The organism is Corynebacterium sp. MSK019, from assembly GCF_030232425.1.
GTDB lineage: Bacteria > Actinomycetota > Actinomycetes > Mycobacteriales > Mycobacteriaceae > Corynebacterium > Corynebacterium jeikeium_D.
The window spans coordinates 62,833-88,212 of record NZ_JASPJT010000005.1 but is presented as its reverse complement, the minus strand read 5'-3'; the positions used below and the strand labels follow the sequence as shown (position 1 = coordinate 88,212).

Sequence of the window (25,380 nt, the reverse complement as noted above, 5' to 3'; positions counted from 1 at the left end):
ATTTTCATGGCTAGGGGAAGAATTCCGGACTCCGATATCGCGGCAATCCGCGAACGGACTCCGATTGAGGAGATCGTTGCAGAATACGTGAACCTCAAACCGGCTGGCGCGGATTCTCTGAAAGGGCTTTCGCCTTTTAAAGACGAGCGCACGCCGTCGTTCCACGTACGCCCCAATCATGGCTACTACCACTGCTTTTCCACCGGCAAGGGCGGTGATGTATTCAGCTTCCTCATGGAGATGGAACACCTGTCGTTCCCGGAGGCTGTCGAAGCCTGCGCGGAGAAAATTGGCTTCCACATTAACTATGAGGGCGGCGGCACGGGCCGTCGCGAGGAACCGGGAACTCGCCAGCGTCTCATCGCCGCAAACCGCGAGGCACAGAAGTTCTACCGCGAACAGTTCTCCACTCCAGCGGCAGCGCCCGCGCGCGAGTTTCTGGAAAACCGCGGCTTCACCGCCGAGCACGCGGCCCAGTTCGGCTGTGGCTACTCGCCGGCCGGCTGGGACACTCTAACCAAGCACCTGCAGCGCCTGGGCTTTAGCTTCGAGGAGCTGGACAAGGCAGGTCTTTCCAAGATGGGGCGGATGGGGCCGATCGATCGTTTCCACCGTCGTCTCATGTGGCCGATTCGCAATATGTCCGGCGATGTCATCGGCTTCGGTGCCCGCAAGCTTTTCGACGATGACAACCTGGGCAAGTACATGAACACGCCCGAGACCATGCTTTACAAGAAGTCCAAGGTGCTCTTCGGCCTGGATCTGGCCAAGAAGGACATTGCTGCTGGCCACCAGGCCGTGATCGTTGAGGGCTACACCGACGTCATGGCCATGCACGCCTCGGGTGTGACCACGGCCGTCGCGTCCTGTGGTACCGCTTTCGGCGAGGAGCACCTCCAGCTGCTGCGCCGTCTCATGCTCGATGACAACTTCTTCCGCGGCGAACTCATCTACACCTTCGACGGCGACGAGGCAGGGCAGAAGGCCGCCATGCGCGCCTTCGAGGGCGAGCAGAACTTCACCGGCCAGTCCTACGTCGCGGTCGCGCCGGACGGCATGGATCCGTGCGACTTGCGCCAGAAGAAGGGCGAGGCCGCAGTGCGCGACCTCGTCGCTTCACGACGACCATTGATCGAATTCGTCCTCCGCACACTTCTGGCCGACTATGACCTGACCACCGCTAATGGCAGGGTCTCCGGGTTGCGCCGCGTGGTGCCTGTTCTGGCTCAGCTCAAGGACGCGGCGCTGCGCGATGAGTATGCCCGTGAAGTGGCCGGCTGGATCGGCTGGAATGATGAGGCCGAGCTGGTACAGCGCGTCCGCGAGGAGGCCAGTCGGCCACAGAGTGAAAAGCGCACTCCCTACCAGCGTCGCCAAGAAGAGGCCCGTGCCCGCGAAGAGGCGGAGGAAGCGCGGCGCCGGCGCAACCCGGCACTGCCGTATCCAAATCCGCGGGACCCTGTGCTCTATGCGCAGCGTGAGGCCCTTAAGCTGGCAATTCAAGAGCCCGCCACCACCGGTCCGGTATTCGATGCGCTCGCACCCGAGACCTTTGGGCATCCGACCTACCGGGCGGTATTCGATGCCATCATGGCTGCAGGTGGTGCCTGCGGGGAAGCGGCCACACAGCCACATAGTTGGGCGACCGCAATTATGGATCAGGCGCGGGAGGACGTCGTCAAGCATCTCGTGACTGAGCTGGGCGTGGAGCAAATCGCCGTCGATGCAGAGACGCTGCGCCCGTATGCGCAGGCGATTCTGGCGCGGTTGCAGGAGGTGTGGGTCGGTGACCAAATTGCACAGCTGAAGGCGATGCTCTCACGAATGCGCCCCTCAGACGACGAAACCGCCTACAACTCGCTGTTCGCGGACCTGCTCGCGATGGAGCAGTACCGCCGCGAACTGCAAGCAGAGGCGGTCAAGGTCGTGTTTGAGTAGCTAGTGGCTAGCGACTAGTAGCCGCGGCGAATCCACTCTTCCAAGTGCGGAGCCTCGCGGCCAATCGTCGTGTGGTCGCCATGACCCGTGCGGACAGTCGTTTCCGCAGGCAGAGTCAGCAGATTGTCGCGGATGGAGTTAATAATCGTGTCGAAATCCGAGTAGGACCGACCGGTCGCCCCCGGACCGCCGGAAAACAGCGTGTCACCAGAGAACAGCTCCGCGGCCTCCGGTACGTACAGACAGCACGAGCCAGGGGAGTGGCCCGGAGTGTTAATAATGACAACCTCCGTGCCTGCAATCTCCAGGCGCTGACCGTGCGCGAGGTCCTCGTGCGCCAGGTCCGGCCAGGACTGCTCCCACAGCATCTGGTCGCCCGGGTGGACGAGCAGGGGAGCGTCGAGCTTCTCCTGCAGTTCAGGGGCCACAGTGATGTGGTCGTTGTGCGCGTGGGTGCATACAATCGCCTTTACCTTGCGGCCATCCACCGCGTCAATAATCGGCTGCGCCTCATGCGCCGCATCGATGACAATGACCTCACGGTCATCGCCGAGCACCCATACGTTGTTGTCTACGTCCCACGTGCCACCATCGAGCGAGAACGTGCCCGACGTGAGAACGTGGTCGACCCTCAAACCCTTGTTCACAGCGTCACCACCGATCGCAGTACCTTACCGGCCTTCATGGTTTCGAAGGCCTCGTCAACATCCTCAATGCCAATGCGCTCCGTCACGAAGCCCTCTAATGGCAGGCGGTTCTGCAACGACAGATCCACCAGCATCGGGAAGTCGCGCTCTGGTAGGCAGTCGCCGTACCAGGACGACTTCAACGCACCACCGCGGCTAAACACATCCGCCAGCGGGATGTCCAGCTCCATTGTCGGCGCCGGAACACCGACCAGAACAACGCGTCCAGCCAGGTCACGGGCGTAGAACGCCTGCTTGTAGGTTTCCGGACGGCCGACCGCATCAATCACGACGTCAGCACCGAAACCGTCGGTCAGCTCACGCACTCGCTTAACGACGGGATCCTCTTCCCCGGTGCCCTTATCGCTCTTAGCCAGCTCCGCAGAGTTAATGGTCTCGGTCGCGCCGAATTCGCGGGCGGTATCCAACTTCTCGTCCGAGATGTCGATGGCAATAATCTTGCTAGCGCCGGCCAGCTTGGCACCGGCGATAGCGGCCGTACCAACGCCACCGCAGCCGATGACGGCTACCGATTCACCGCGCTTGACCTCGCCGGTGTTAATAGCCGCACCGATGCCGGCCATGACACCGCAGCCCAGCAGGCCCGCAACGGCCGGATCGGCTGCCGAATCGACCTTGGTGCACTGGCCCTCGTGGACGAGGGTGGCATCCGCAAAAGCGCCGATTCCCAGTGCTGGGGTGAGGACGGTGCCGTCGGCGAGCGTCATGGGCTTGGAGGCGTTGAAAGTGCTAAAGCAGTACTGTGGCTCACCGCGCTTGCAGGCGCGGCACTCGCCACAGACGGCGCGCCAATTGAGGACAACGAAATCGCCGACGGCAACATGCGTGACCTCTTCGCCAATCTCGGAGACCACGCCTGCGGCCTCGTGGCCGAGGAAGAACGGGTACTCGTCGGTGATATCGCCGTCGCGGTAAGCCAGGTCTGTATGGCAGACGCCGCAGGCCTGGATGTCAACAATGACATCGTTCGGGCCCGGGGACGGGATGTGGATATCAGTAAGTTCTACAGGTGCGCCTTTTTCGCGGGCGATAACGCCGCGCACAACGCGTGCGGTTTGCTCGGTGTTTTCGGTTCCGTTGGTTTGTTCAGACATAAGCCCCATCGTATGAACGCGGTATGAAAAGTGCATGATGGAAAGCGTTTTCAGTACTGGTAGGAGCTTTGTGGGCGCTGTGTGAGGTTGCGTGGATTGCGTGGATTGCGTGGCTCTGAGAACTCGCAACGGTGTCATGACGTGTGGGAAAAGAAGGTATAAATTGACCTTTGACCTGGCGATTTGTGAGTTTCAAGGGGTCTGGGTAAAGTATCTATCCGTCGCAAGGAACGGCATGGCCGAAGTTCGGTTTAGCCGGTTCTGTGCGGTGGATATTCCTCCATAGCTCAATGGCAGAGCATTCGACTGTTAATCGAAGGGTTGCTGGTTCGAGTCCAGCTGGAGGAGCCAAAGTGCCAGGTCAGAGAGTTTTTCTCTGACCTGGTTTTTCGTCTAAGTAGGCAAAGAAGACAAAAAAACAGACAGAAAATAATCCAAGCCCTAGGAAAGTCGAAAAAGCGTGTCTGGTCGGTGCGTCGCCGGTGGGCACCTTTCGTCACTTACCCCAGTGCGAGTTACTGACTGCGTTTATGGCTGATGGCGTTGGGTGGATGCGAGTTACTGACTGCGTTTATGTCAAAAATGGCACGAAAAATGCCCTGAAAGTGTCATAAACTCACACAGTTTCACATTTGCAGCCCATAATTTTTCGGGGTTGTCAGTTTTGCTACTTAACCCACTCTATGGTCGGGGGATTTTTGCTCTTGCGGGCGTGACTCGATTCTCCACTGGGGAGGGGGATTTGGTCTTTCTGGAGGTCATCTCACGTAACCTGGGACGCATGAGGCTCGACAATATAACCTGCCCCTTGCTGGCGTCCTTTTTCGCCGCGGTCGCGTGGAGCGTTTTAGGTGGGCTCATCTTGCCGGAGCCCAACCTCGCCTACGACGAAGGAATTGCGTCGTGGATTGTGTCCATGCTGGTCTCAGTAATGCTGGTCGGAGCAATAGCCGTTTTCGCCGGTGATGGGTCGTTGGCTCGGGGGATGACCAGCGCGCGGAGCATTGTCGCAGCAGCTACCGGCGCAGGAATTGCCGCGCTTGGCGATCTGGCATTCCTATTTCTCACCACGCCGCCCGATGGTCAGGACGGCCTGGTCGTCGCCTATGTTGTGTTCTTTTACATCCCGCTACTATTTCTCGGCGGATGGGCCGCCAGTGCCGCGATTAATCGGATGCGTAGGTGGTACCGGCAAGTGAAGAAAGAAAGAGAGGCCTAGCTGGCGGCCGTGAGTTAGGCCTCTAACTTTGGAGTCGCCAGCGCCTGGTGCGTCAGGTTAAGGCCGACCATCGTAACCTGCCAGGCGCGGAGGGCGTTTTATAGGGGGCAGAGGCGATTGTCGACACCTTCATCGGACGTGAATCGGAATCGACAAATCGCCTAGCCCCAAGGGGATGGATTCTTTAGAACAGGCCAGTCGGGTTCTCGTCGTAAGAGACGAGCATGCACTTGGTCTCCTGGTAGTGCTCGAGCATCATCAAGTGATTCTCGCGGCCGATACCGGACTGCTTGTAACCGCCGAAGGCTGCGTGAGCAGGGTAGCTGTGGTAGTTATTCACCCACACGCGGCCGGCCTGGATACCGCGGGCAGCGCGGTAGGCGTTGTTCTGGTTGCGGCTCCACACGCCGGCGCCAAGACCGTAGATAGTGTCGTTGGCAATCTCGAGCGCCTCGTCCAGAGTCTTGAAGGTTGTCACGGCCAGGACCGGGCCGAAGATTTCCTCGCGGAAGAAACGCATCGAGTTGTTGCCCTTGAAGATTGTCGGCTCGACGTAGTAGCCTCCCTCCAGCCCTTCGAGCTTGGCGACGTTGCCACCGGTGAGAACCTGTGCGCCCTCCTTCGGTCCGGACTCCAAGTAGCCGGAGATCTTGTCCAGCTGCTCCTGGGATGCCTGGGCACCCATCTGTACCGACGTATCCAGCGGGTTGCCGGTCTTGATTTGCTTAACGCGCTCGACCGCGAGCTTCAGGAACTCATCAGCGATGTCCTCGTGGACTAGAGCTCGCGACGGGCAGGTGCAGACCTCGCCCTGGTTCAGCGCGAACATGGCCAGGCCCTCGATGCACTTCTCGCGGAACGCGTCGTCGGCGTCCATGATGTCGGGGAAGAAGATGGATGGGGACTTGCCGCCGAGCTCCAGCGTGATTGGAATAATCTTGTCGGACACTGCCTTGTTGATTACCTGGCCAACGGCAGTCGATCCGGTGAACGCAATCTTGGAGATTCGGTCGCTTGCGGTCAGCGCAGCACCGGCTTCGGTGCCGAGGCCATTGACGATGTTGAGGACGCCGTCCGGAAGCAGATCGGCGATGATCTCGGTGAGCATGAGAATCGACGCGGGGGTCTGCTCTGCAGGCTTGAGCACGATGCAGTTGCCGGCGGCGAGGGCCGGGGCGATCTTCCATGCGGCCATCAGGAGGGGGAAGTTCCACGGGATGATCTGGCCGACGACGCCGAGTGGCTCGTGGAAGTGGTAGGCGACCGTGTTGTCGTCGATCTGCGAGATGCGCCCCTCCTGCGTGCGGGTGGCGCCGGCGAAGTAGCGGAAGTGGTCGATTGCGAGCGGGATGTCAGCGGAGAGGGTCTCGCGGATGGCCTTGCCGTTCTCCCAGGTCTCGGCGACGGCAATCTTCTCAAGGTTTTCCTCTATACGGTCCGCGATGCGGTGGAGGATCAGCGCCCGCTCGGCCGCAGGAACCGAGGCCCAGGAGTCCTTCGCTTTGTGTGCGGCGTCGAGGGCGAGCTCAATGTCTTTCTCGTTAGACCGCGGAACCCGGCAGAAAACCTCGCCCGTAACCGGGGTGGAGTTGTCCATGTATTGCCCGTCTACTGGAGGTGTCCACTTACCGCCGATGAAATTCTCGTACTGCTCCTTGTACGTGAAGATCGCATCGGGGGTGCCGGGGTTGGCGTAAACAGTCATGTAGACACTTCCTTTCGATAGGGAAACAACAAACGTATGAGCCAACATTAAGTTGTGACTCGTGCCACAATCAACACTTATTTTTTCATCGCTTTTGCGAGAGATACGATTGCTGCCGACCCTAAATTTGCCCCGACGTCGCCGTGAGAAATTCCAAAATTGCCCGCACGCGGCGGTTTTCCTCACCGGGCTCCAGATGCAGCTTCATAAAAATGTTGGACACGTGTTTCGCCACTGCCGCCCCGGAAAGCACGAGGTCATCGGCAATCTGCTTATTGGACTTGCCGCGTGCCATCAGCTCGAGCACTTCGCGTTCGCGCGCCGTTAAACTGGCTAGTCCCGATTTGCCGGACTGCATCAATGCCGTCGCCACATCAGGGTCAATCACCACGCCACCACCGGCGACGACTTCGAGCGAGCCCAAGAAGTCCAACACCTGGCCAACGCGGTCTTTGAGCAGATACCCGGTCCCGCCACTCGAGCTGCTGCCACTCGAGCCAACCCCAGTACCAACCCCAGCACTACCTCCAGCACCGCTCGACGAGAACAACTCGCGCGCATACGCCGGCGCCACATACTGCGACAGCACCATCACATTCAGCTGCGGATAACGCTCGCGCAACTCGACCGCCGCCCGCAGGCCGTCATCGCTCATCTTTGGAGGCATGCGCACATCGGTTATCACTAAATCTGGCAGCTCGCCCGTGTCATCAAAACGGTCATCGATGTCCGCCACCAGGCCGTGGGCAGTGTCGACCATCGCAATCACTTCATGTCCACGCTTTTCGACGAGCCCCGCGACCCCCTCCCGCAGGAGTGCCGAGTCATCCGCAATGACAATTTTCATTTCTTCTCCGCACCTTTCATTTCCACGTTTTCCATTTCTCCAATACCTGATTCCCAGCGGTTCAACATCAAAGGAATTCTGGCTATTACCTGCGTTGGCCCACCTTCGGGAGAGTGCATGGTCATCGCACCGTCGAAAGTGGCTAGACGCTCTTTCATACCCCGCAAACCGCGCCCCAATTTTGCGCCGCCAGGGCCTTGGTCCGTAATTGAAATATTCAGTGTTTGATCCGAGGTGAGCAGCACAGAAACAGGAGCGTTCGGTGCATATTTCGCCGCATTAGTCAGCACTTCTGCACAGAAAAAATACGCCGCGGCGAGCACACTTTCTTCCAATTCAGGCAGGGGATAGGGAGTGTGCACAACAACGTGAGGGCCGTATCCTTCAGCAATCTCTTCAACAGCCGCTTGCAGACCGCGATCGCGCAACACCTGCGGATGAATTCCGTGGACTGTTCGCCGCAAAGCACGTAATCCATCATCCAAATGGCCGCGAGTTTCCGCGAGAAGCTGCATTAGTTCCTCATTGTCAGTATTGGATGCTTCCAATTCTGCAAGTCCCAATTTCATTGAAGCCGCAACAATGTATTGCTGAGCTCCGTCGTGGAGGTCATTTTCAATGCGGCGACGTTCAATCTCGAAGGCTTCGGCAATTGTTCGTCGTGAAGCGGTAAGTTCGGCGATGCGAGCGGCGGCGGATTCCTCGTAGCTGCGTTTATGCGCTTTTTCGCGGCGGCTTGCGCCGATATATTTGCGGAAATAATCCTTCAGCTCCATAGTTTCCTATGGTACGAAAGCTCTGTGTGCGGAGGAATTCATTTCCGGCATAGTAGACCTAGCACTACCGCAAAAGGAAAGTGGGCACGGTGTTGAAATCGCCTCCGTGCGAGTGAAATGAGTGCCATGACAGACAACAACAGCCCAAGAAACGCACGACTTTGTATTCGTGACATCACTAAGTCCTACAATTCCGCTCCCGTTCTCACCGGCATTTCGCTGACCATTGAGCCCGGCGAAACCGTGGCAGTCATGGGACCGTCAGGTTCTGGTAAGTCCACGCTGCTGCACTGCATGTCCGGCGTGTTGCTGCCGGACGACGGCGACGTCATCTTCGGTGACACAAAGATTAATTCGCTTTCTGATGCCGACCGCTCCGCCCTCCGCCTGCACGACTTCGGCTTCGTTTTTCAAGATGGCCAGCTCCTTCCCGAACTGACCGCCCGGGAAAACGTTGCTCTGCCCATGATTCTGCAGGGCAAGAAGCGCTCAAAGTCACTCGCGCTTGCCGACGATGTCCTCAGCCGCCTGGGCCTAGAAGACCTAACGCGCCGTCGCCCAGGACAGATGTCCGGCGGCCAAGCACAGCGTGTAGCAATTGCCCGCGCGATGGCCGGCGAGCCAGGTGTCATCTTTGCTGATGAGCCGACTGGCGCGCTGGACCAGTCCACAGGCCATGAGGTCATGCAGCAGCTCACCGCGTTGGTGGAGCAGACTGGAACGACATTGGTGATGGTCACGCACGATGTGAAGGTGGCCGACTGGTGTCGTCGACGTGTGGAGATCCGCGATGGCCTGATTCACGACGACCGCATGCTGGCAGGAGCGGAGGTTACAAAGTGAGCACCGTAACTGAAGCACCAAAACCCCAGAGAATTCCTACCGGCGCACTAGCGGACTTGAGCACGCGGCTGCAGCGCGCCGGGCGTGAATCGCATTCGGGAAACGGCTGGCTGTCCGCATTGTCCGTGGTGGCCATGACCGTGAGTACCTGGTTGGCGTTGGTCGTCGTCGGTGGAACGGCGATGTTTTACCGCCGTTGGCAGGCTGAGCCAAATCTGCCGCCGAACCCAACGCCCGAGGATTACATGAATCAAGGTCAGGGCGAGATGTACCTGCAGCTGGCACTTGTGGCCTGTGTTTTTGTGATTCCGGCAATGGTTTCGCTGGTAGCACAGTCGGCGGTGCTTGGCGCTGCAGGACGTGAGCAACGGTTGGCAACTCTGCGCTTAATTGGTCTCTCCAACGGGGCAATTACGCGCATGGTGATTATCGAAACCCTCGTATTGGCAGCTGTTGGGCTTGTGGTGGGCACGTTGTTGTCGGTGGCCACTGCGCCATTCTGGGCGATAATCAAGTTCGACAATGACTACCTGGATACCTGGGACATGTTGCTGCCCTGGTGGGGCTACCCGCTGGTTTGGGTAGCAGTGGTGCTACTCGCACTCTTTGCCGCTGTGGTCGGTTTGCGAAGGGTGATGATTTCACCACTCGGCGTTAGCCGCAAGGAAGTGCCCAAGTCGATGAAGGCATGGCGCATGATTGTGGCCGTTGTTATCGGTGCGATCGTCCTGTACGTGATTGCCAACTCCAATATCGCGGGTGGAACCGTCACTGCCACGCTTGGTGTCGCAGCGATGATGTACCTGATGGTCTGGGCAATTGGCCTGGTGGCGCCTTTCTTTATCCAGCTTGTTGCCCGCATCTCCAGCTTCTTCGGTACGTCAAGTGATTTTGTGGCGACGCGACGAGTAGCGACTAACGCTAAGGAATCGTGGCGTCGAGTAAGTTCCATGGCCTTCCTGTCTCTGCTGCTTGGCTACACAATGATGGTGCCTGGCGAAGACAAGATTGAAGAGGTTGCAGATGTCACGTTCGCGCACGATATTGCAACCGGTGTGACTATCACTTTCGTAATCGGTTTCATTCTGCTGCTGGTGTCAACGCTTCTGACTCAGGCCTCAGCCGTCTATGAAGAGGCATCGCTGACAAAGGCGCTGGACTTCATCGGGACGCCAATCAACTTCCACCGCACGGTCACTTTCAAGCAGACATTCTTTCCCATGCTTGCGACCAGTATCTTCGGCTTTGTCATGGGTGCGCTGTTGGGAGCCACCATGTTCGGACCGATTGCGAACGAAATCACGTTTGGTCAACGCTCCCTTGTTGTTGCGCTGGCGTATCTCGTGGGAGTTGTATCAGTTGGCGCTGTGACCTTGGCGGTTGATCCGCTTCGCCACAAGTTGCTGGGTCGCCAAATCCGTCACAACGACTAGTCACCATTGCAACGACTAGTCGCCATTAAAAGGGCAGTGGAGTGGCCGGGCAGTGGTGCTCGGTGCTCGGCCAGTTCCTTAGGGTTCAACTTGAGGATTAGAGCCTGTAACCAACTGTGGTTCATCTGATAACCAAGCATTCATCTCACAACCACGTAATTTCTACCTCTGACTTTTAGCCTGAGGGCATGCGTACCTACGTGCTTGATACCTCGGTCCTGCTGTCCGATCCCCACGCCACCAAGAAGTTCGATGAGCACCAAGTTGTGCTTCCGCTGGTCGTGGTGAGTGAGTTGGAGGCCAAGCGCCACCACCCAGAGCTGGGGTGGTTCGCCCGAGAAGCGCTCCGTTTCCTCGAAGAGCTGCGTTACCGCTACGGCCACCTGGACCGGCCTGTGCCCGCCAATGATCTTGGCGGGTTTATGCATATTGAGCTCAACCACTCCGATCCCTCCATCCTTCCCGCAGGCTTCCGCACCGCCGAAAACGATCACCGCATTCTCGCTTGCGCCCTTAATCTTCAGCACGATGGACATGATGTCGTGCTGGTCACCAAGGACATTCCGCTTCGCGTCAAGGCTGGTGCGGTCGGCTTGCCTGCCGACGATTACCGCGCCCAGGACGTCGTTCTGACTGGGTACTCGGGAATGGTGGAAGTAGACGTCGACCCGGAGGAAATTGATCGTCTCTTCGCCAATGGGTTCCTTGAGCTCGAGCAGATCCAGGATCAGCCGCTGCACTGCGGCGTGCAGCTCAGCGCTGGTAGCCAGTCTGCGCTGGCACGGGTGAGCGCCCCGGGCGTCGTCAAGCTTGTGCGGGGCGATACGGAGGCGTTTGGCCTGAAGGGGCGGTCGGCGGAGCAGCGTGTGGCGCTTGACCTGCTGTTGGATGACTCGGTAGGGATTGTGTCCCTCGGCGGCCGAGCCGGTACGGGTAAGTCGGCGCTTGCGCTGTGCGCGGGACTGGAGTCGGTGCTGGAGCGCGGACTGCATCGCCGGATTGTGGTGTTCCGTCCGCTCTACGCGGTAGGTGGTCAGAACCTTGGCTACCTGCCAGGTAGTGAGGACGAAAAGATGAACCCGTGGGCGCAGGCTGTTTACGACACCCTGGAGGGATTGGTTTCAGACAACGTGATGGATGAGATTGCCTCGCGCGACATGCTGGAGGTACTGCCACTGACACACATTCGCGGTCGTAGCCTGCATGACAGCTTCGTGATTGTCGATGAGGCACAGTCGCTGGAGCGCAACGTACTGCTGACGGTGCTGTCGCGTCTTGGTAGCAATTCCCGAGTCATCCTTACGCACGATGTGGCGCAGCGTGACAACCTGCGCGTCGGCCGCCATGACGGCGTGCAGGCGGTGATTGAAAAACTCAAGGGCAACGAGCTTTTTGCACACATCACGCTGAAGCGCTCGGAGCGCTCGAAGATTGCGGAGCTCGTTACGGGACTACTCGATTAAGAGTAAGCTTGTGAGGCAGATACGTAGGAGCTGTTCCTGCGATTACTTTCACTCGGATCGTTCGGCACGTACCTGTCGATGAAAGGTTTGTATTCACATGGCTACTGTGACTTTTGCTGATGCCACTCGCATTTACCCTGGTGCGACGAAGCCTTCTGTGGACAAGTTCAACTTGGAAATTGCCGATGGCGAGTTCCTAGTTCTGGTGGGCCCCTCCGGTTGTGGTAAGTCCACAACACTGCGCATGCTTGCCGGTCTGGAAGAGGTCAATGAGGGCAAGATTTTCATTGGAGATCGTGATGTGACCAATGTCTCGCCCAAGGATCGCGATATTGCGATGGTCTTCCAGAACTACGCACTGTACCCGCATATGACGGTGCGCGAGAACATGGGCTTCGCGCTCAAGATTGCTGGTGTGGACAAGGACGAGATTGACCGTCGTGTCGAAGAAGCTGCGAAGACCCTGGATTTAACTCAGTTCCTGGATCGTAAGCCTAAGGCTCTATCCGGTGGTCAGCGTCAGCGTGTGGCAATGGGGCGTGCGATTGTGCGCAAGCCGCAGGTGTTCCTGATGGACGAGCCGTTGTCGAACCTGGACGCGAAGCTGCGTGTTCAAACCCGTACTCAGATTGCGGCCATGCAGCGTCGGATGGGTGTGACCACTATGTATGTCACCCACGACCAGACTGAGGCGCTGACCATGGGCGACCGCATCGCGGTCATTAACTTCGGTGTTCTGCAGCAGGTCGGTACCCCACGGGAACTCTACGAAACGCCGGCAAACGAATTCGTCGCGGGCTTTATTGGCTCGCCTGCGATGAACCTGGGCACGTTCAACGTCTCTAATGGTTACGCCACGTTGGGTGAGGCCAAGATTAAGCTGCCGGAAGCCACACTTGCTGCAATCACGCCGGAGGATCAGAACCAGATTATCGTGGGCTTCCGTCCGGAGGCATTCGACCTGGTCGAGGGTCCGGGCGATGACGTCATTCCGGTGCAGGTTAACTTGGTCGAGGAGTTGGGCTCCGATGCATTCATGTATGGCGACCTCGTCGGTGGCGGAGCACTGAGCTCCGGATCTTCCTCTAACCCGGACGAAGAGGAACACGGTCAGGTGGTTATTCGTACCGCCCCGCGCACCGCGCCGAAGTTGGGCTCGGTAGTTTACGGCAAGATTCGTCCGGGCATGCTGCACCTGTTCTCGAAGTCGACTGGTATGCGCCTTCCGGCCTAAACTCTTTCGTTTAGATGAAATGAGTAGCTGGTAGGGCAGTGGGACAGTAAGACAGTTTTAGGAGCCACCGTGTCGGAAACTATGAAAATAGCCGCGACAACGGTGGCTTCAAAGCTTTTGCGCCTTCCTTGGCATATACCTCTGGAACAGTGGCCAGATGATTTGTTAGCCGCCTTGCCTCAGGGAATTTCGCGGCACATTGTTCGATTCGTCAACTTAGATGACCGCGTCATTGCAGTGAAAGAAATTGGTGAGTTCACTGCTCATCATGAGTATCGAATGCTGCGTGACCTGGTCAGGCTCGGTGCTCCATCGGTTCGCCCGCTCGCGGTCATTACTGGCCGCAAGGATCCAGATGGCGAACCGTTAACTGCGGCACTCGTCACAGAACATCTCGAGTATTCGCTGCCGTATCGTGCAGTTTTTTCTCAACAGGTCACCCGCGAAACTGTGGTCCGCCTGATTGACTCGCTGGTAGTCCTGCTAGTTCGGTTACATCTCCTTGGTTTTTACTGGGGCGACGTGTCGCTGTCGAACACGTTGTTTCGTCGTGACGCAGACGCTTTCTCCGCCTACCTTGTCGACGCGGAAACGGGAGATTTGCAAGGCACACTCTCAGATTCCCGCAGGCTTTACGACGTTGACGTTGCCCATACCAACATCATCGGAGAGCTCATGGATCTGCAGGCCGGCGGATTCCTCGATCCTGAGTTGGACGTAATTGCGGTGGGTAGGCGCATTATTGAGCGTTATGAGGACCTGTGGCAAGAGCTGACGGGGGAAGAATCTATTGGTGTTGAGGAGCCTTGGCTTGTCGATGAGCGGATTCGCAGGCTCAACGACCTCGGTTTCGATGTTGGCGAGCTGAAAGTCACCAGTGATGGTGGCCGCGTTGTGTTCCGACCACGAGTGGTTGACGCAGGGCATCACCATAGGCAGTTAATGCGACTGACGGGGTTGGATGTTCAAGAACGGCAAGCGAGGCGGATGCTCAATAGTATGCAGACCTTTCGGTTGGCGGAAGGTCTTGAAGGGGTTCCGCTAGAGCAGGTTGCGCACCGATGGCTGCGTGAAGTTTTCGAGGCCACAATCCTGGCTGTGCCCGAGGGGCTGCGTGGAAGGCTGCAGGATGCGCAGGTTTTCCACGAGGTCTTGGAGCATCGCTGGTACATGGCAGAAAAACGCCGTGCGGATGTGCCGCTTCAAGAAGCGGTGCAGAGCTACGTAGACCGAGTGTTGCCCGGGCATCGCGACGAGTCCGTATATCTTCCGGCGAGCGATGAGGTCGAGTAGCTCTCTAGAAGCAGACTGTCGAGCGTACGATTATTTCAAAAGTGACAAGTAAACGACTCGCCAGGATATTATAAAAATATACATTCACGCCAAACAGGGGTGCTTTTGGTGGTCGGGTGGTTGTCGGGTCTGCGTGTGATTGTCGCGGCCAGGTGCTTACTTTGGTGCCGGTAGGCGGCTCTGTTCAGCGAAAACAGCTCGAAAACAGCTCAAATTCTAGGTGTGCTTTCGAGAGCTTTTGCTATTTTTCTCCTTTGCATTTGTTCACAGCTGGCTGAAGGCCAACCTAAATTGGTTTTGGTCAAGTAAGATTTTGGTGAGACCGAATACCCGCGTGGGTGGCGTCGAAGTTCGCATGAAAGGCTACTTCTAGCCGCAGGGCGGGATAATCCAATTAGGCCACGGCTGCTGGCAAATATTCGTCCGAATTGCTCGGAGGATGCCATTGAAGTGGCCTTTCTTCTCAAGGGAGAAAATATAGTGAAGAACTTCAAGCGCCTTTCAGCTCTGTGTGCAGCAGGCCTGATGGCAACCGCTGGTTTGGTTGCGTGCTCGAGTGATGATGCGGTTGCAGATGGTGGTGTCTACTTCCTTAACTTCAAGCCGGAGCAGGATGCCGCATATCAGAAGATTGCGAAGGCATACACTGACAAGACTGGTGTCCAGGTCAAGGTCGTTACTGCTGCTTCGAATTCCTATGAGCAAACTCTGAAGGCCGAGATTGGTAAAAAGGACGCGCCAACACTGTTTCCAAGTCAATGGTCCGGCGGGCCTGCGTACTTGGCAGGAATACATGGCAGACATGTCTGACACTGAGATCGCACAAAACCTCAACGAGGGCATCGAGCCGCTGAAGGGCGAGGACGGCAAGGTATACGGCGTCCCGTTTGCAGTCGAGGGGTTTGGCCTGATCTATAACGAAGAGATCATGGACAAGTACTTCGCGCTGCCCGATGCCAAGGCCAAGAGCATCGACGAGATTAAGGCCTTCGGAAAGCTGAAGGAAGTTGCTGAGGACATGCAGGCCAAGAAGGACAAGCTGGGGATTTCCGGCACCTTCGCTTCCACCTCGCTTGCATCCGGTGAGGATTGGCGCTGGCAGACACACTTGGCCAACGGACCGGTTCATTATGAATTCGAGGACCTTGGCACCAAGGAAACCGCTGATGTGAAGTTCAAGTACAACAAGGAGTTCAAGAACCTCTTTGATCTGTACCTGAATAACTCCACTGTCGAAAAGACTCTGGCCCCGTCGAAGGCTGTGTCCGACTCGATGGCGGAATTCGCCCAGGGCAAGGCCGCTATGGTTCAGAATGGCAACTGGGCATGGTCCCAGATCAACGATGTCTCCGGCAACGTGGTCAAGCAGGACAAGATTAAGTTCATGCCTATGTACATGGGCCTGAAGGACGAGGATAAGACCGGCATCTCGGTTGGTACTGAGAACTACCTGACGGTCAACTCCAAGGCTTCGGAGGCTTCCCAAAAGGCAACGAAGGACTTCGTCAATTGGCTGTTCAACACCGATGAGGGCAAGAAGTACGTCGTCGAGGATCTCGGATTCATCGCTCCGTTCCAGAACTTCACTGAAGCCGACACTCCGAATGACCCGCTGGCCAAGGAAGTGGCCGCAGCAATTGAGAACGAGGACCTGACCACCATCCCGTGGGACTTCCAGTACTTCCCGTCGCAGCAGTTCAAGGATGATTTTGGCGCAGCGCTGGCGCAGTACGCTTCCGGAAAGATGCCGTGGGACAAGGTTGTCGAGACTTTCGCCGACAGCTGGAATGCGGAATCTCCGAACAATTAAATACCAGCAAATCAATGGTGATCCATTCCATCGGTGAGTGTGAAGCGAAAGCTTCTCGCGCATGAACAACCGACGGAATGAGTTCATCCAATGGCAAGGCGGAGCTCGGGGCTCGGTGACCTGTTAAACCGGTCTCGAGGCACCGGGCTCCGCCTTTAGCTTTAGGAGCGGTGTTGTAGATGCAAGCAACATTGAAAAAGTATTTCCCAATTTTCGTGCTACCCACGCTGATTGCCTTTGCAATCGCGTTCCTGGTGCCGTTCGTTATCGGTTTCTTCCTATCATTTACTGACTTCACAACCATCACTAATGCGCAGTGGGTTGGTATCGAGAACTACCAGAAGGCCTTTAGTGAGCGCGAGGGCTTCGTCGCCTCCTTCGGATTCACTCTCATGGTGGTTGTTGTTTCCATCATTACTGTGAACTTGTTCGCGTTCTGGATCGCATGGATTCTGACGCGCAAGCTGAAGGGCACGAACTTCTTCCGCACAGTCTTCTTCATGCCGAACCTTATCGGTGGCATCGTGCTCGGTTATACCTGGCAGTCGATGATTAACGCCGTGCTGGCATCGTACGGTACGACGATTGTGTCCGACTGGAAGTTCGGTTACGCCGGTCTGATCATCCTCATCAACTGGCAGCTGGTCGGTTACATGATGATTATCTATATTGCCGGTCTGCAGAATGTCCCACCGGAGCTCATCGAAGCTGCGGAGATTGATGGCGCCGGACGCTGGGAGATTCTGCGGCACGTTACTATCCCGATGGTCATGCCATCGATTACCATTTGCCTCTTCTTGACCCTGTCGAACACTTTCAAACTCTTCGATCAAAACTTGGCCCTGACCAATGGTGCGCCGGGTTCAGAGACAGAAATGGTTGCTCTGAACATCGTCAACACCATGTTCAACCGAATTGGTGTGGAGGGCGTTGGTCAAGCCAAGGCAGTAATATTCGTCGTCGTGGTCGTAGCGATCGCGATGCTGCAGCTGCGTGCTACTCGCAGCAAGGAAGTGGAGGCATAAATGTCTGTCGACGCTGCAATGACCACTGAAACGGTCACCAAGCTCCCAAAGACCAAGCCCGCTAAACAGGACGAGGCCAAGGTGGGAGGCGTATCTAAGGTCATCATCTACGCGATTCTGGTGTTTTTGACCGTCGTGTTCTTGGGGCCAATCGCGTTCATTATCTTCAACTCGTTCAAGTCCAAGTTCGCAATTTCAGATAACCCCTTCCAGCTGCCACTAGGTGACATGTGGGTCGGGTTCGAAAACTACGCCGTCGGCCTGATGAAGGAGGGCTTCGGCTGGGCGATCGTGTGGTCCTTTGTAATCACGATCCTCTCGGTTATTGCGATTGTGTTCTTCTCTGCGATGACGGCTTACTACATCACGCGAGTGAAGACGTGGTGGACCTCGCTGCTGTATTACCTGTTTGTGTTCTCGATGGTCATCCCGTTCCAGATGGTGATGTTCCCGACCGTCAAGATCGCCGACATGCTGCATTTGAACAACCCAATCGGCATCGTGGTTCTCTACTTGGGCTTTGGCTCCGGCCTGTCGGTCTTCATGTTTGCAGGCTTCATCAAGTCCATCCCGATTGACATCGAGGAAGCCGCGATGATTGATGGCGCATCTCCGATGCAGAACTACTTCCGCATCGTTTTGCCCATGCTCAAGCCGACTGCAGTGACAGTCGCCATTCTGAACGCAATGTGGGTATGGAACGACTACCTGCTGCCGTACCTGGTCATCGGCCTGTCCACTAAGTACAAGACCATCCCGGTTGTCGTGCAGAGCTTCGTTGGCTCCAACGGTAACCGTGACCTTGGCGCGATGATGGCAATGCTGGTGCTCGCAATCATTCCGATTGTGATTTTCTACGTCGCCACCCAGAAGCACATTATCGAGGGTGTTGCTGCGGGTGCCGTTAAGGGATAGCTGCCTAAGCGTTAGCGCATAGGACGCCAAGCACCGCGTTTTACGAAAGCGAAAGCCTCAACCGCGTAGGTTGAGGCTTTCGTCTGTTAATCAGCCTTTATTAGGATATGAACCCGTGGATAGATTTTTCAGCACCGATACAAAGTTCTACGCAGCCTGGTCGCTGTTAGCAGACCTTGTAATCATCAACCTGCTGATGATCGTCGCATCCATCCCGATAGTCACTGCAGGCGCCGCAACTCGCGCTGGAGTAGTAGTCGCTCGCGACATGGTCCGTGACGAAGGCTCAAGGCCCGTACGGCGCTTCTTGCGCGCACTGTTGGACAATTGGCGCACACCAACCGTGTGGTGGCTATTCACCTTGGTTCTCGCCAGTGGCATTGGCTATGAGTTTTACGTTATCTCCCGCGCGGACCTCGGCACTGTCGGCCTGATCTTCGCCGCAGGAGTTACCTCCGGGGCGCTAATACTGCTGGGAATTACCGCGTGGGTCTACTCGCTGTGCTCGCTTTCCGACGGTCACTCGTCGCTCCGCCGAACCCTGGCAACGGCCACCAGCATGACCGTCAAAAACCTGCCGCGGACTGCGCTCGCAGTATTGGCGCTTCTCATCGTGCCCGCGGCCATATTCTTTTTCCCGGCGAAAATCTACGCGATTGCTACCTATGTCTTCCTCATCGGGTACGCGTTGAGTTGGTACTTGGTGATGCTGGCGCTTGAGCCCGTTCTGCCAGACAATGCTGGGTAGGTTCTCCCGCTGGCCCCACTGGCACTGACTTAATCGGTGCCAGCTCGCACACCAGGCCGCTGACGACCCTTAGCCCGCGTACTCTTTCACAGGGGGAAAATCCTCCGCCTCGACCATCTCCAGCAGTTTTTCGCGACGTGCAAAAGCGGAGCATGCGCCGACCGCCTGTACAGCTGCTGCGCCTGCTGCGGTGGCCAGGGGGACGGCGTCGTAAAGCGAGGTGCCCTTAGCCAGTTCCGCGGTGAGCGTGCCGACGAACGCATCACCGGAGCCAGTGCCGTCGACAATCTTCTCCTCTGGCAGCTTGAGCGCGGGGTGCTCGTAGATTGTCGGCTCGTCGTCGAGACCGTCGGAGTGCTGTGCGAAGAGACAGCCGTGGTCGCCCCGGAGCATGACGACACTGGGGCAGTACTGCAGAAGCGCCTCGAGCTGTGCGCGGTAGTCGGTAGCGCGGATTCCTTCGGCGATGTCCAGGCGACGGATTGTTTCCCAGGCGCCCTTCATGTTGACGATCAGCGGATCTGCATGGTCAATCAGCGCAGGTGTAACGGTTACGACCGGATTGAGGTTCAGTACCAGACGCGCGCTGTACATGGATGCGACGGACGCGATGGCCTCAGTTGCTTCCGGAAGTAGCTCGCCTTGCGCGAGCACGACATCCGCTGATGCGAACTCGTCGACGAAATCGGTGGGGTCGGTTAGCGCATCGGCACCGCGCTGGACAAAAATCACCGGGCGACCCTTGCGGTTCGTTGCGACGAAAGCGCTGCCGGTCGGCAAATCCCAGGACGTCTGAATGGAGTGGACATCTACGCCGTGTGCGTTGAGTTCCTCGACCACGAAATCCGCTGCGCGGTCCTCACCAACCGTACCGGCCATGATCGCACGGACGCCGTCATAAGCGATAGCAACGGCCTGGTTAGCGCCCTTGCCGCCCAGCATATTCGTGCCGTCATCAACGATGAGCGTGCCACCTTCTGCGGGGACACTATCGACCTGTACCAAGGTATCTAGGTGGATAGATCCACATACAACAACTGTTGGATTCTCATTCAGGTCAGGAATCGGCTGCATAAAAATAAAGGATAGTCGGGAATTCAAATCCGTGTTGGCGGCCCGAGTTTACAGCCGTCAGAGCCCGCGAATCGATGCCCTACAATCGATGGCTATGGCAAAACTGTACTTCCGCTACGGAACCATGAACAGCGGAAAATCCATCGAGGTCCTCCGCGTCGCCCACAACTACCGCGAGCGCGATATGCGGCCGTTGATCGCCAAGCCGGCCGTGGATACTTTGGCTGACGGCGACGTGCACTCCCGCATCGGAATCGCGGAACGCGCGCACCTCATCCACGATGGCGATGACCTCTCCTCGCTTGCCGACGGCTACGATTGTCTAATCATCGATGAGGCACAGTTTCTTACCCCTGACCAGGTCGATCAGTTGCTGGGAATTACCCTTCGCGGTACTCCGGTGCTCTGCTACGGTCTGCGTACCGACTTTCGCACCCATGCCTTTCCAGGCTCCCAGCGATTGCTCGAAGTTGCCCACACCATTGAGGAAATTAAGACAATCTGCACTTGTGGGCAGAAGGCCATCTTTACTGCACGGTTGAATCCGGACGGCAGCATTATCCTCGACGGCGAAACCGTGGAAATTGAGGCACTCGAAGCGCCGAAGTACATCTCCCTGTGCGCCAGCTGTTACAACCGGATGTCGGGGAAGTGGGCGTGAGGTGAACCCGGAGTTTTTAGTGCCCCCAGCAGGGCTCGAACCTGCGACAAAAGGATTATGAGTCCTCTGCTCTAACCGACTGAGCTATAGGGGCAAGGATTGGGCATTGTGAAGTGACAATTAAGCACTATGAACCAGTGCCCAAAACCTCATAGCATCATAGCAATCTGCCACCGTGCGGTGATAAAAGCCCTATACCCAGCGGGTTCGGCTGCCATTGCACAGTTTCAATGAAGCAAAGTATTTCCGTGCCAACGAAGGCAATCCTCGTTCTCAACGAAGTTGATCTTTCCGCAAAGTTACGACTTTCGGTTGATGAATCAGTGCTTGGACACTTCTAGCATTAATCCTATGAGTACAAAACCTCCCTTGAGCAGCGCCGACGTCTCAGCCGACGCACAAGCCGGTGCCACAGCGAAAGCGAAGGGCACCCCCGTCATGGCAATCGCCAACGAGGATCAGATCGCTGAGTTCGCGGCCTCACCACAGCGATGGTGGGGGTTGCTCGTGCTCGCGGTTGGCCTCGGCATGATCGTCCTGGACGGCACCATCGTCGGTGTTTCATTGCCGACCATCATTTCGGAGCTGAGTCTCGACATCGTGGGCGCGCAGTGGATCACCACAATCTACTCCGTCGTTTTCGCCGCACTACTCCTGACCTCTGGCCGCGCTGGCGACCGCTTCGGCCGTCGAACGCTTTTTCTCGTCGGTCTGGTCATCTTCACGGTCGGCTCCGTCGTGGCCGCACTTTCCACAGCCTTGGCGCCACTGGTCATTGCCCGCGTCATCCAAGGCATTGGTGGCGCGTGCATTCTGCCATCAACACTGTCCAGCGTGAACGCACTATTCCGTGATAAAGATCGTGCCACCGCATTCGGCATCTGGGGTGCGGTCATGTCTGGTGCTGCAGCAGTCGGCCCACTCCTGGGTGGCGTGCTTACGCAGTTTGCTGGTTGGGAAGCTATCTTCTGGGTCAACGTGCCTATCGCCGTCGTGCTTTTCGTCCTTGCGCTGCGCTGGGTGCCGAACACCGCAGGCGATACCAATGGCGCGGGTGGCTTCGATGTCCTTGGGCTGGTGCTGTCTGGAATCGGCTTTGGCGCCGTGGTCTTCGGCATCATTCAGGGCGCCAAGATAGGGTTTGCTTTTCCCTCCGCACCCGTCGTCACGCTCTTGGTTGGTGCGGTGGTGCTTGTCGCTTTCGTGCTGTGGGAAAACGGTCGTCGGAAGAACGCGGATCCTGCGCTGTTGGACGTGTCGATGTTCTCCTACGCCACGTTCAGCTGGGGGAATACCACGGCGATGCTTGTCGCGGTGGGTGAGTTCGCGCTGGTCTTCGTGCTGCCGCTCTACCTGGTGTCGGCGATTGGCTTATCGACGATCGCAACCGGCCTGGTCCTGGCAGCAATGGCTCTCGGTGCGTTCTTCGCAGGTGCCATGGCGCGTCATCTGGCAGCTCGGATTACCCCGGCCGGTGTGGTGATTGTGGGCCTTGGTCTCGAGGTCTTTGGTTCGCTGCAGTTGGCGGCCGAAGAGCGCGTTGACCTGCCGCTGTGGCTGGTTGTGTTTGCATTGATTGTCTACGGTCTGGGTCTTGGTCTGGCATCGGCGCAGCTGACCTCGTTGGTGCTTGGTGATATTCCGGTGCGGCTGTCGGGGCAGGCATCGGCAACGCAGTCGACGATTCGGCAGATTGGTTCGGCGCTCGGTGCTGCGCTCGGTGGTATGGCGCTGACGATTGGGCTGGATCGTGAGATCGCGAAGCTGTCGCCGGGCCTGGAGCAGATGGGGCAGGGGCTGAAGGATTCCGCCGGCTCGATGCTGATTGGTCTGCGTGCGCAGGGTGCTCCCGACGGTGTGTTGGTGCCGCTGACAAATGCGTTTGCACATGCCACGCAGTTTGCGCTGTATTCCGCTGTCGGCGCGTTGACTATTGGCTTCCTCTGCTCGCTGAAGGTACTGCAGTTGCGCAGGCAGGCTGAGAAATCGAATTAGCGATGTGGAATATTCGGGTGAGGGGCCGTGTTGGAAATTGGTGTCACAACATCAATCGTGGCAGTCTTATCGTTTGTCTCTTGACCGGACTTGCTAGATAGAAATGACCAACATGAAAATGCTCACAAAGCGGCGTTGGCTCGATTACGGCCGAATCTCCACTTCCTCCTGTCGCTAAACACTTCGGGGCTTCCGCCTCGCTGCGCCTGTCTCTTCGAGGCTGAGCTCAGCGGCCTCGGATCCCGTCGCGCGCATTTGTCAGACGGCATAAGGCGCGGCACAAGTGTTTTCAGAGAAATAAAACTCCAGGAGGAAAAGTGAATAAATTTAAATGGGCGACCGGCTTCGGTGCCCAAGTTGTCTATGGCCTGATTATTGGTCTCATTTTGGGCTTCATGGCCCGCAGTACTGGCGATGACTCCTCGCTGCGCACAGCGCTCGACGAGGTCGGCAGTACCTACGTCACGCTGTTGAAGCTGCTCATCCCGCCGCTGGTGGTCACCGCGGTCGTGGTGTCGATTGCCAACCTGCGCCAGGTCGCAGGCGCAGCCAAGCTGGCTGTTTCGACACTGATTTGGTTTGCCATTACGTCCTTTGTATCGGTGGTCATCGCCATCGTGCTGGGCTTGGTCATCAAACCGGGCGTTAACTCTGGTGTGGATGCCTCGGCAGCGCAAGAGCCGAGTTCCGTGGGCTCCTGGTGGGGATTCCTGCAGAGCATTGTCCCGCAGAACTTCCTCGGCCTTGGCGTGAAGATCAGCGAATCTGACGGTGCTGTATCTGGATCGCTGAACTTCAACGTCCTGCAGCTGCTGGTCATCGCGATTGTCTTCGGTGTCGCCGCGGTGAAGGTTGGCCCGAAGGCTGAGCCATTCATCGAGTTTTCCGGCTCTCTTTTGACCATCGTGCAGAAGGTCCTGTGGTGGGTCATACGTCTGGCACCGATTGGTACCGCAGCCCTCATCGGCCACGCCGTCGCTGAGTATGGCTGGGAAGCACTCGGCAGCCTGGGCAAGTTCGCCATTGCCATCTACATTGGTCTGTTCCTGGTCATCGCAGTTGTGTACCCAGTTGTGCTGAAGATTCATGGCATTAGCCCAATCGACTTCTTCCGTCGCGTCTGGCCAGTGACCTCGCTCGGCTTCTTCACCCGTTCGTCTATGGGCGTCATGCCGGTCACTGAGCGCGTTGTCTCCCGTCGTCTGGCAGTACCGGATGAGTACGCCTCCTTCGCCGTGCCGCTGGGCGCCACCACGAAGATGGATGGTTGCGCCGCCATTTACCCGGCTATCGCGGCTATCTTCGTCTCGCAGTTCTACGGTGTGCCGTTGGACTTCACGGACTACCTGCTCATCATCTTCGTCTCCGTCATCGGTTCGGCAGCAACTGCTGGCACCACCGGCGCTACTGTCATGCTGACCCTGACTCTGTCGACCCTTGGCCTGCCACTCGCCGGCGTCGGTCTCCTGCTGGCTGTCGAGCCGATCGTGGATATGGGCCGCACTGCGGTGAACGTCACCGGTCAGGCTGTGGTCCCGTTGGTCGTCGCAAAGCGTGCGGGAATCTGGGACAAGGACGAGTGGGACGCCAGCGCCAACGCCGACCTGTCGCCAGCCGACGAGTCGGACGACGAGTCTGCAGACGCGCCTGCTGAGAAGTCCGAGTCCGCCGAAAAATCCGAGTCCGCCACGCTTGCGTAGTCTTGAGGACATGACTTCTTGGAAGCCCTCTGTTCTTGCGCAAGTTGATCAGTGGCCAGTTGACACGGTCGCGGCTGCCGTGCGTGCCGACGATGGCAGTTGGCATACCCACGGTGATAGCGGTCGCGTTTTTGAGCTCGCTAGCGTGACCAAGTTACTGGCCGCTGTGGGCATGCTTGTGGCCGTCGAGGAGGGCGCGGTGGAGCTCGACCAAGAGCTCACGCCACCCGGTCACGGCGCGACTGTGCGTCACCTTCTGGCGCACGCCGGCGGGGTGAGGTTTGCCAGCCGTGAGCTGGAAAAAGAACCAGGGGAGCGGCGCATTTACTCCTCCGCGGGCTTTGAAATCATCGCCGATGCCATCGCTGCGGAGGCAGACATGCCGTTTAGTGAATACCTGCGCCAGGCCGTGTTTGAGCCGCTGGGGATGTCAGATTCCGTGCTGGATGGATCGGCAGGGCATGGCGCGCGTAGCAGCGTCGCTAATCTCATGGCCTTCGTCGATGAGATTCTCGCCCCGACTCTTCTGCATCCCGATACCGTGACTGAGGCGTTGACGGTGCAGTTCCCGGGGCTGAATGGTGTTGTGCCTGGCTATGGTATGCAACGTCCGGCCGATTGGGGCCTGGGCTTTGAAATCTTCGGGCACCCCGATTCCAAGCAGGGGCTGTGGTTTGGTGCCTCGATGCCCAAGGATGTCGCAGGCCATTTTGGGCAAGCGGGCACATTCCTGTGGCTGCATCGTCCAACCGGACGGGCGGCAATCGCGCTGACCGACCGAGATTTCGGCGAGTGGGCAAAGCCTCTATGGGCCGACTTCAACGACGAACTCTGGAGTGAGCTGGAAGAACACGCTGAGGATTAAGGGGATGTGGAGTAAGCCGGCGTCGCTTGCGGCGC

At 57.6% G+C, this 25,380-nt stretch carries 22 protein-coding genes and 2 tRNA genes; 17 read left to right on the top strand and 7 right to left on the bottom strand.

Annotation, left to right across the window (positions count from 1 at the left end; translation table 11 throughout):
* Positions 1-6 precede the first annotated feature (6 nt).
* A complete protein-coding gene (gene dnaG, locus QP982_RS04965) occupies positions 7-1,938 on the top strand; it encodes a DNA primase (RefSeq protein ID WP_101687542.1) in 1,932 nt (643 codons plus the stop codon).
* Positions 1,939-1,952: 14 nt separating this feature from the next.
* Here dnaG and QP982_RS04960 read toward each other — a convergent pair whose 3' ends face one another.
* A complete protein-coding gene (locus QP982_RS04960) occupies positions 1,953-2,585 on the bottom strand; it encodes an MBL fold metallo-hydrolase (RefSeq protein ID WP_049170745.1) in 633 nt (210 codons plus the stop codon).
* The gene (locus QP982_RS04955) at positions 2,582-3,739 is read right to left on the bottom strand and encodes an S-(hydroxymethyl)mycothiol dehydrogenase (RefSeq protein WP_049170748.1); all 1,158 of its coding nucleotides are present in this window, start codon (positions 3,737-3,739) and stop codon (positions 2,582-2,584) included. The genes QP982_RS04960 and QP982_RS04955 overlap by 4 nt, the downstream gene beginning before the upstream one ends.
* Before the next feature lie 276 nt (positions 3,740-4,015).
* Between QP982_RS04955 and QP982_RS04950 the strand changes: the two genes are divergently transcribed.
* Positions 4,016-4,090, top strand: a tRNA-Asn gene (locus QP982_RS04950).
* A gap of 430 nt (positions 4,091-4,520) precedes the next feature.
* The gene (locus tag QP982_RS04945) at positions 4,521-4,958 is read left to right on the top strand and encodes a hypothetical protein (RefSeq protein ID WP_147721828.1); all 438 of its coding nucleotides are present in this window, start codon (positions 4,521-4,523) and stop codon (positions 4,956-4,958) included.
* A 184-nt stretch (positions 4,959-5,142) separates the two neighbouring features.
* Here the strand turns inward: QP982_RS04945 and exaC are convergent, their stop codons facing one another.
* The 3 genes from exaC to QP982_RS04930 all read right to left on the bottom strand — a co-directional run bounded on the left by exaC (position 5,143) and on the right by QP982_RS04930 (position 8,286).
* Positions 5,143-6,663: an acetaldehyde dehydrogenase ExaC gene (gene exaC / locus QP982_RS04940; RefSeq protein ID WP_147721826.1), complete on the bottom strand. Its 1,521-nt coding sequence runs from the start codon at positions 6,661-6,663 to the stop codon at positions 5,143-5,145.
* A 121-nt stretch (positions 6,664-6,784) separates the two neighbouring features.
* Complete coding sequence (locus QP982_RS04935) at positions 6,785-7,510, bottom strand: LuxR C-terminal-related transcriptional regulator (RefSeq protein WP_005511017.1); 726 nt, start codon at positions 7,508-7,510, stop codon at positions 6,785-6,787.
* Complete coding sequence (locus QP982_RS04930) at positions 7,507-8,286, bottom strand: sensor histidine kinase (protein ID WP_147721824.1); 780 nt, start codon at positions 8,284-8,286, stop codon at positions 7,507-7,509. The genes QP982_RS04935 and QP982_RS04930 overlap by 4 nt, the downstream gene beginning before the upstream one ends.
* A 126-nt stretch (positions 8,287-8,412) precedes the next feature.
* Between QP982_RS04930 and QP982_RS04925 the strand changes: the two genes are divergently transcribed.
* From QP982_RS04925 to QP982_RS04880, 10 genes are all read left to right on the top strand, one after another.
* Positions 8,413-9,129 (top strand): ABC transporter ATP-binding protein, encoded by a 717-nt coding sequence (locus QP982_RS04925; RefSeq protein ID WP_042389415.1) that lies wholly within the window; start codon positions 8,413-8,415, stop codon positions 9,127-9,129.
* Positions 9,126-10,562: an FtsX-like permease family protein gene (locus QP982_RS04920; protein WP_284857638.1), complete on the top strand. Its 1,437-nt coding sequence runs from the start codon at positions 9,126-9,128 to the stop codon at positions 10,560-10,562. The genes QP982_RS04925 and QP982_RS04920 overlap by 4 nt, the downstream gene beginning before the upstream one ends.
* A gap of 188 nt (positions 10,563-10,750) precedes the next feature.
* Complete coding sequence (gene phoH2, locus QP982_RS04915) at positions 10,751-12,025, top strand: RNA 5'-3' helicase PhoH2 (RefSeq protein ID WP_042388806.1); 1,275 nt, start codon at positions 10,751-10,753, stop codon at positions 12,023-12,025.
* Positions 12,026-12,122: 97 nt separating this feature from the next.
* Positions 12,123-13,259: an ABC transporter ATP-binding protein gene (locus tag QP982_RS04910; RefSeq protein ID WP_016423093.1), complete on the top strand. Its 1,137-nt coding sequence runs from the start codon at positions 12,123-12,125 to the stop codon at positions 13,257-13,259.
* Positions 13,260-13,340: 81 nt separating this feature from the next.
* Positions 13,341-14,552: a DUF4032 domain-containing protein gene (locus tag QP982_RS04905; RefSeq protein ID WP_172620277.1), complete on the top strand. Its 1,212-nt coding sequence runs from the start codon at positions 13,341-13,343 to the stop codon at positions 14,550-14,552.
* 480 nt (positions 14,553-15,032) lie between these two features.
* Positions 15,033-15,362, top strand: coding sequence for an extracellular solute-binding protein (locus tag QP982_RS10695; RefSeq protein WP_284870268.1), 330 nt, complete (start codon positions 15,033-15,035; stop codon positions 15,360-15,362).
* Positions 15,355-16,362, top strand: coding sequence for an ABC transporter substrate-binding protein (locus tag QP982_RS04895; RefSeq protein ID WP_284870267.1), 1,008 nt, complete (start codon positions 15,355-15,357; stop codon positions 16,360-16,362). The genes QP982_RS10695 and QP982_RS04895 overlap by 8 nt, the downstream gene beginning before the upstream one ends.
* Before the next feature lie 179 nt (positions 16,363-16,541).
* On the top strand, positions 16,542-17,387 hold the full coding sequence (locus QP982_RS04890; RefSeq protein ID WP_016423090.1) for a carbohydrate ABC transporter permease: 846 nt from the start codon (positions 16,542-16,544) through the stop codon (positions 17,385-17,387).
* Positions 17,388-18,302 carry a carbohydrate ABC transporter permease gene (locus tag QP982_RS04885; RefSeq protein WP_502870631.1) on the top strand — a complete coding sequence of 305 codons (915 nt, stop codon included), beginning with the start codon at positions 17,388-17,390 and terminating at the stop codon, positions 18,300-18,302.
* A 115-nt stretch (positions 18,303-18,417) separates the two neighbouring features.
* Positions 18,418-19,050: a MusI family membrane protein gene (locus tag QP982_RS04880; RefSeq protein ID WP_070546210.1), complete on the top strand. Its 633-nt coding sequence runs from the start codon at positions 18,418-18,420 to the stop codon at positions 19,048-19,050.
* Positions 19,051-19,119: 69 nt separating this feature from the next.
* Here the strand turns inward: QP982_RS04880 and QP982_RS04875 are convergent, their stop codons facing one another.
* Entirely contained in the window at positions 19,120-20,124 is a 1,005-nt protein-coding gene (locus tag QP982_RS04875) for a PfkB family carbohydrate kinase (RefSeq protein WP_069359224.1), read from the bottom strand.
* Positions 20,125-20,218: 94 nt separating this feature from the next.
* Here QP982_RS04875 and QP982_RS04870 point away from each other — a divergent pair, with 94 nt between their 5' ends.
* Entirely contained in the window at positions 20,219-20,785 is a 567-nt protein-coding gene (locus QP982_RS04870) for a thymidine kinase (RefSeq protein ID WP_048732776.1), read from the top strand.
* A 20-nt stretch (positions 20,786-20,805) separates the two neighbouring features.
* On the opposite strand, the gene QP982_RS04865 is transcribed toward QP982_RS04870, so the two are convergent.
* A tRNA-Ile gene (locus QP982_RS04865) sits at positions 20,806-20,879 on the bottom strand.
* Between the two features lie 257 nt (positions 20,880-21,136).
* Here QP982_RS04865 and QP982_RS04860 point away from each other — a divergent pair.
* From QP982_RS04860 to QP982_RS04850, 3 genes are all read left to right on the top strand, one after another.
* Positions 21,137-22,780: a DHA2 family efflux MFS transporter permease subunit gene (locus tag QP982_RS04860; protein WP_080969555.1), complete on the top strand. Its 1,644-nt coding sequence runs from the start codon at positions 21,137-21,139 to the stop codon at positions 22,778-22,780.
* A 317-nt stretch (positions 22,781-23,097) separates the two neighbouring features.
* Complete coding sequence (locus QP982_RS04855; protein ID WP_016423084.1) at positions 23,098-24,480, top strand: dicarboxylate/amino acid:cation symporter; 1,383 nt, start codon at positions 23,098-23,100, stop codon at positions 24,478-24,480.
* 10 nt (positions 24,481-24,490) lie between these two features.
* A complete protein-coding gene (locus QP982_RS04850) occupies positions 24,491-25,345 on the top strand; it encodes a serine hydrolase domain-containing protein (protein ID WP_049189602.1) in 855 nt (284 codons plus the stop codon).
* The last annotated feature ends 35 nt before the right edge of the window (positions 25,346-25,380 follow it).

Coding starts and splice junctions, on each gene's coding strand:
- dnaG (WP_101687542.1), top strand. CDS start 7: ATGGCTAGGGGAAGAATTCCGGACTCCGATATCGCGGCAATCCGCGAA.
- QP982_RS04955 (WP_049170748.1), bottom strand. CDS start 3,739: ATGTCTGAACAAACCAACGGAACCGAAAACACCGAGCAAACCGCACGC.
- QP982_RS04945 (WP_147721828.1), top strand. CDS start 4,521: ATGAGGCTCGACAATATAACCTGCCCCTTGCTGGCGTCCTTTTTCGCC.
- exaC (WP_147721826.1), bottom strand. CDS start 6,663: ATGACTGTTTACGCCAACCCCGGCACCCCCGATGCGATCTTCACGTAC.
- QP982_RS04935 (WP_005511017.1), bottom strand. CDS start 7,510: ATGAAAATTGTCATTGCGGATGACTCGGCACTCCTGCGGGAGGGGGTC.
- QP982_RS04930 (WP_147721824.1), bottom strand. CDS start 8,286: ATGGAGCTGAAGGATTATTTCCGCAAATATATCGGCGCAAGCCGCCGC.
- QP982_RS04925 (WP_042389415.1), top strand. CDS start 8,413: ATGACAGACAACAACAGCCCAAGAAACGCACGACTTTGTATTCGTGAC.
- phoH2 (WP_042388806.1), top strand. CDS start 10,751: ATGCGTACCTACGTGCTTGATACCTCGGTCCTGCTGTCCGATCCCCAC.
- QP982_RS04910 (WP_016423093.1), top strand. CDS start 12,123: ATGGCTACTGTGACTTTTGCTGATGCCACTCGCATTTACCCTGGTGCG.
- QP982_RS04905 (WP_172620277.1), top strand. CDS start 13,341: ATGAAAATAGCCGCGACAACGGTGGCTTCAAAGCTTTTGCGCCTTCCT.
- QP982_RS04895 (WP_284870267.1), top strand. CDS start 15,355: ATGTCTGACACTGAGATCGCACAAAACCTCAACGAGGGCATCGAGCCG.
- QP982_RS04890 (WP_016423090.1), top strand. CDS start 16,542: ATGCAAGCAACATTGAAAAAGTATTTCCCAATTTTCGTGCTACCCACG.
- QP982_RS04885 (WP_502870631.1), top strand. CDS start 17,388: ATGTCTGTCGACGCTGCAATGACCACTGAAACGGTCACCAAGCTCCCA.
- QP982_RS04875 (WP_069359224.1), bottom strand. CDS start 20,124: ATGCAGCCGATTCCTGACCTGAATGAGAATCCAACAGTTGTTGTATGT.
- QP982_RS04870 (WP_048732776.1), top strand. CDS start 20,219: ATGGCAAAACTGTACTTCCGCTACGGAACCATGAACAGCGGAAAATCC.
- QP982_RS04860 (WP_080969555.1), top strand. CDS start 21,137: ATGAGTACAAAACCTCCCTTGAGCAGCGCCGACGTCTCAGCCGACGCA.
- QP982_RS04850 (WP_049189602.1), top strand. CDS start 24,491: ATGACTTCTTGGAAGCCCTCTGTTCTTGCGCAAGTTGATCAGTGGCCA.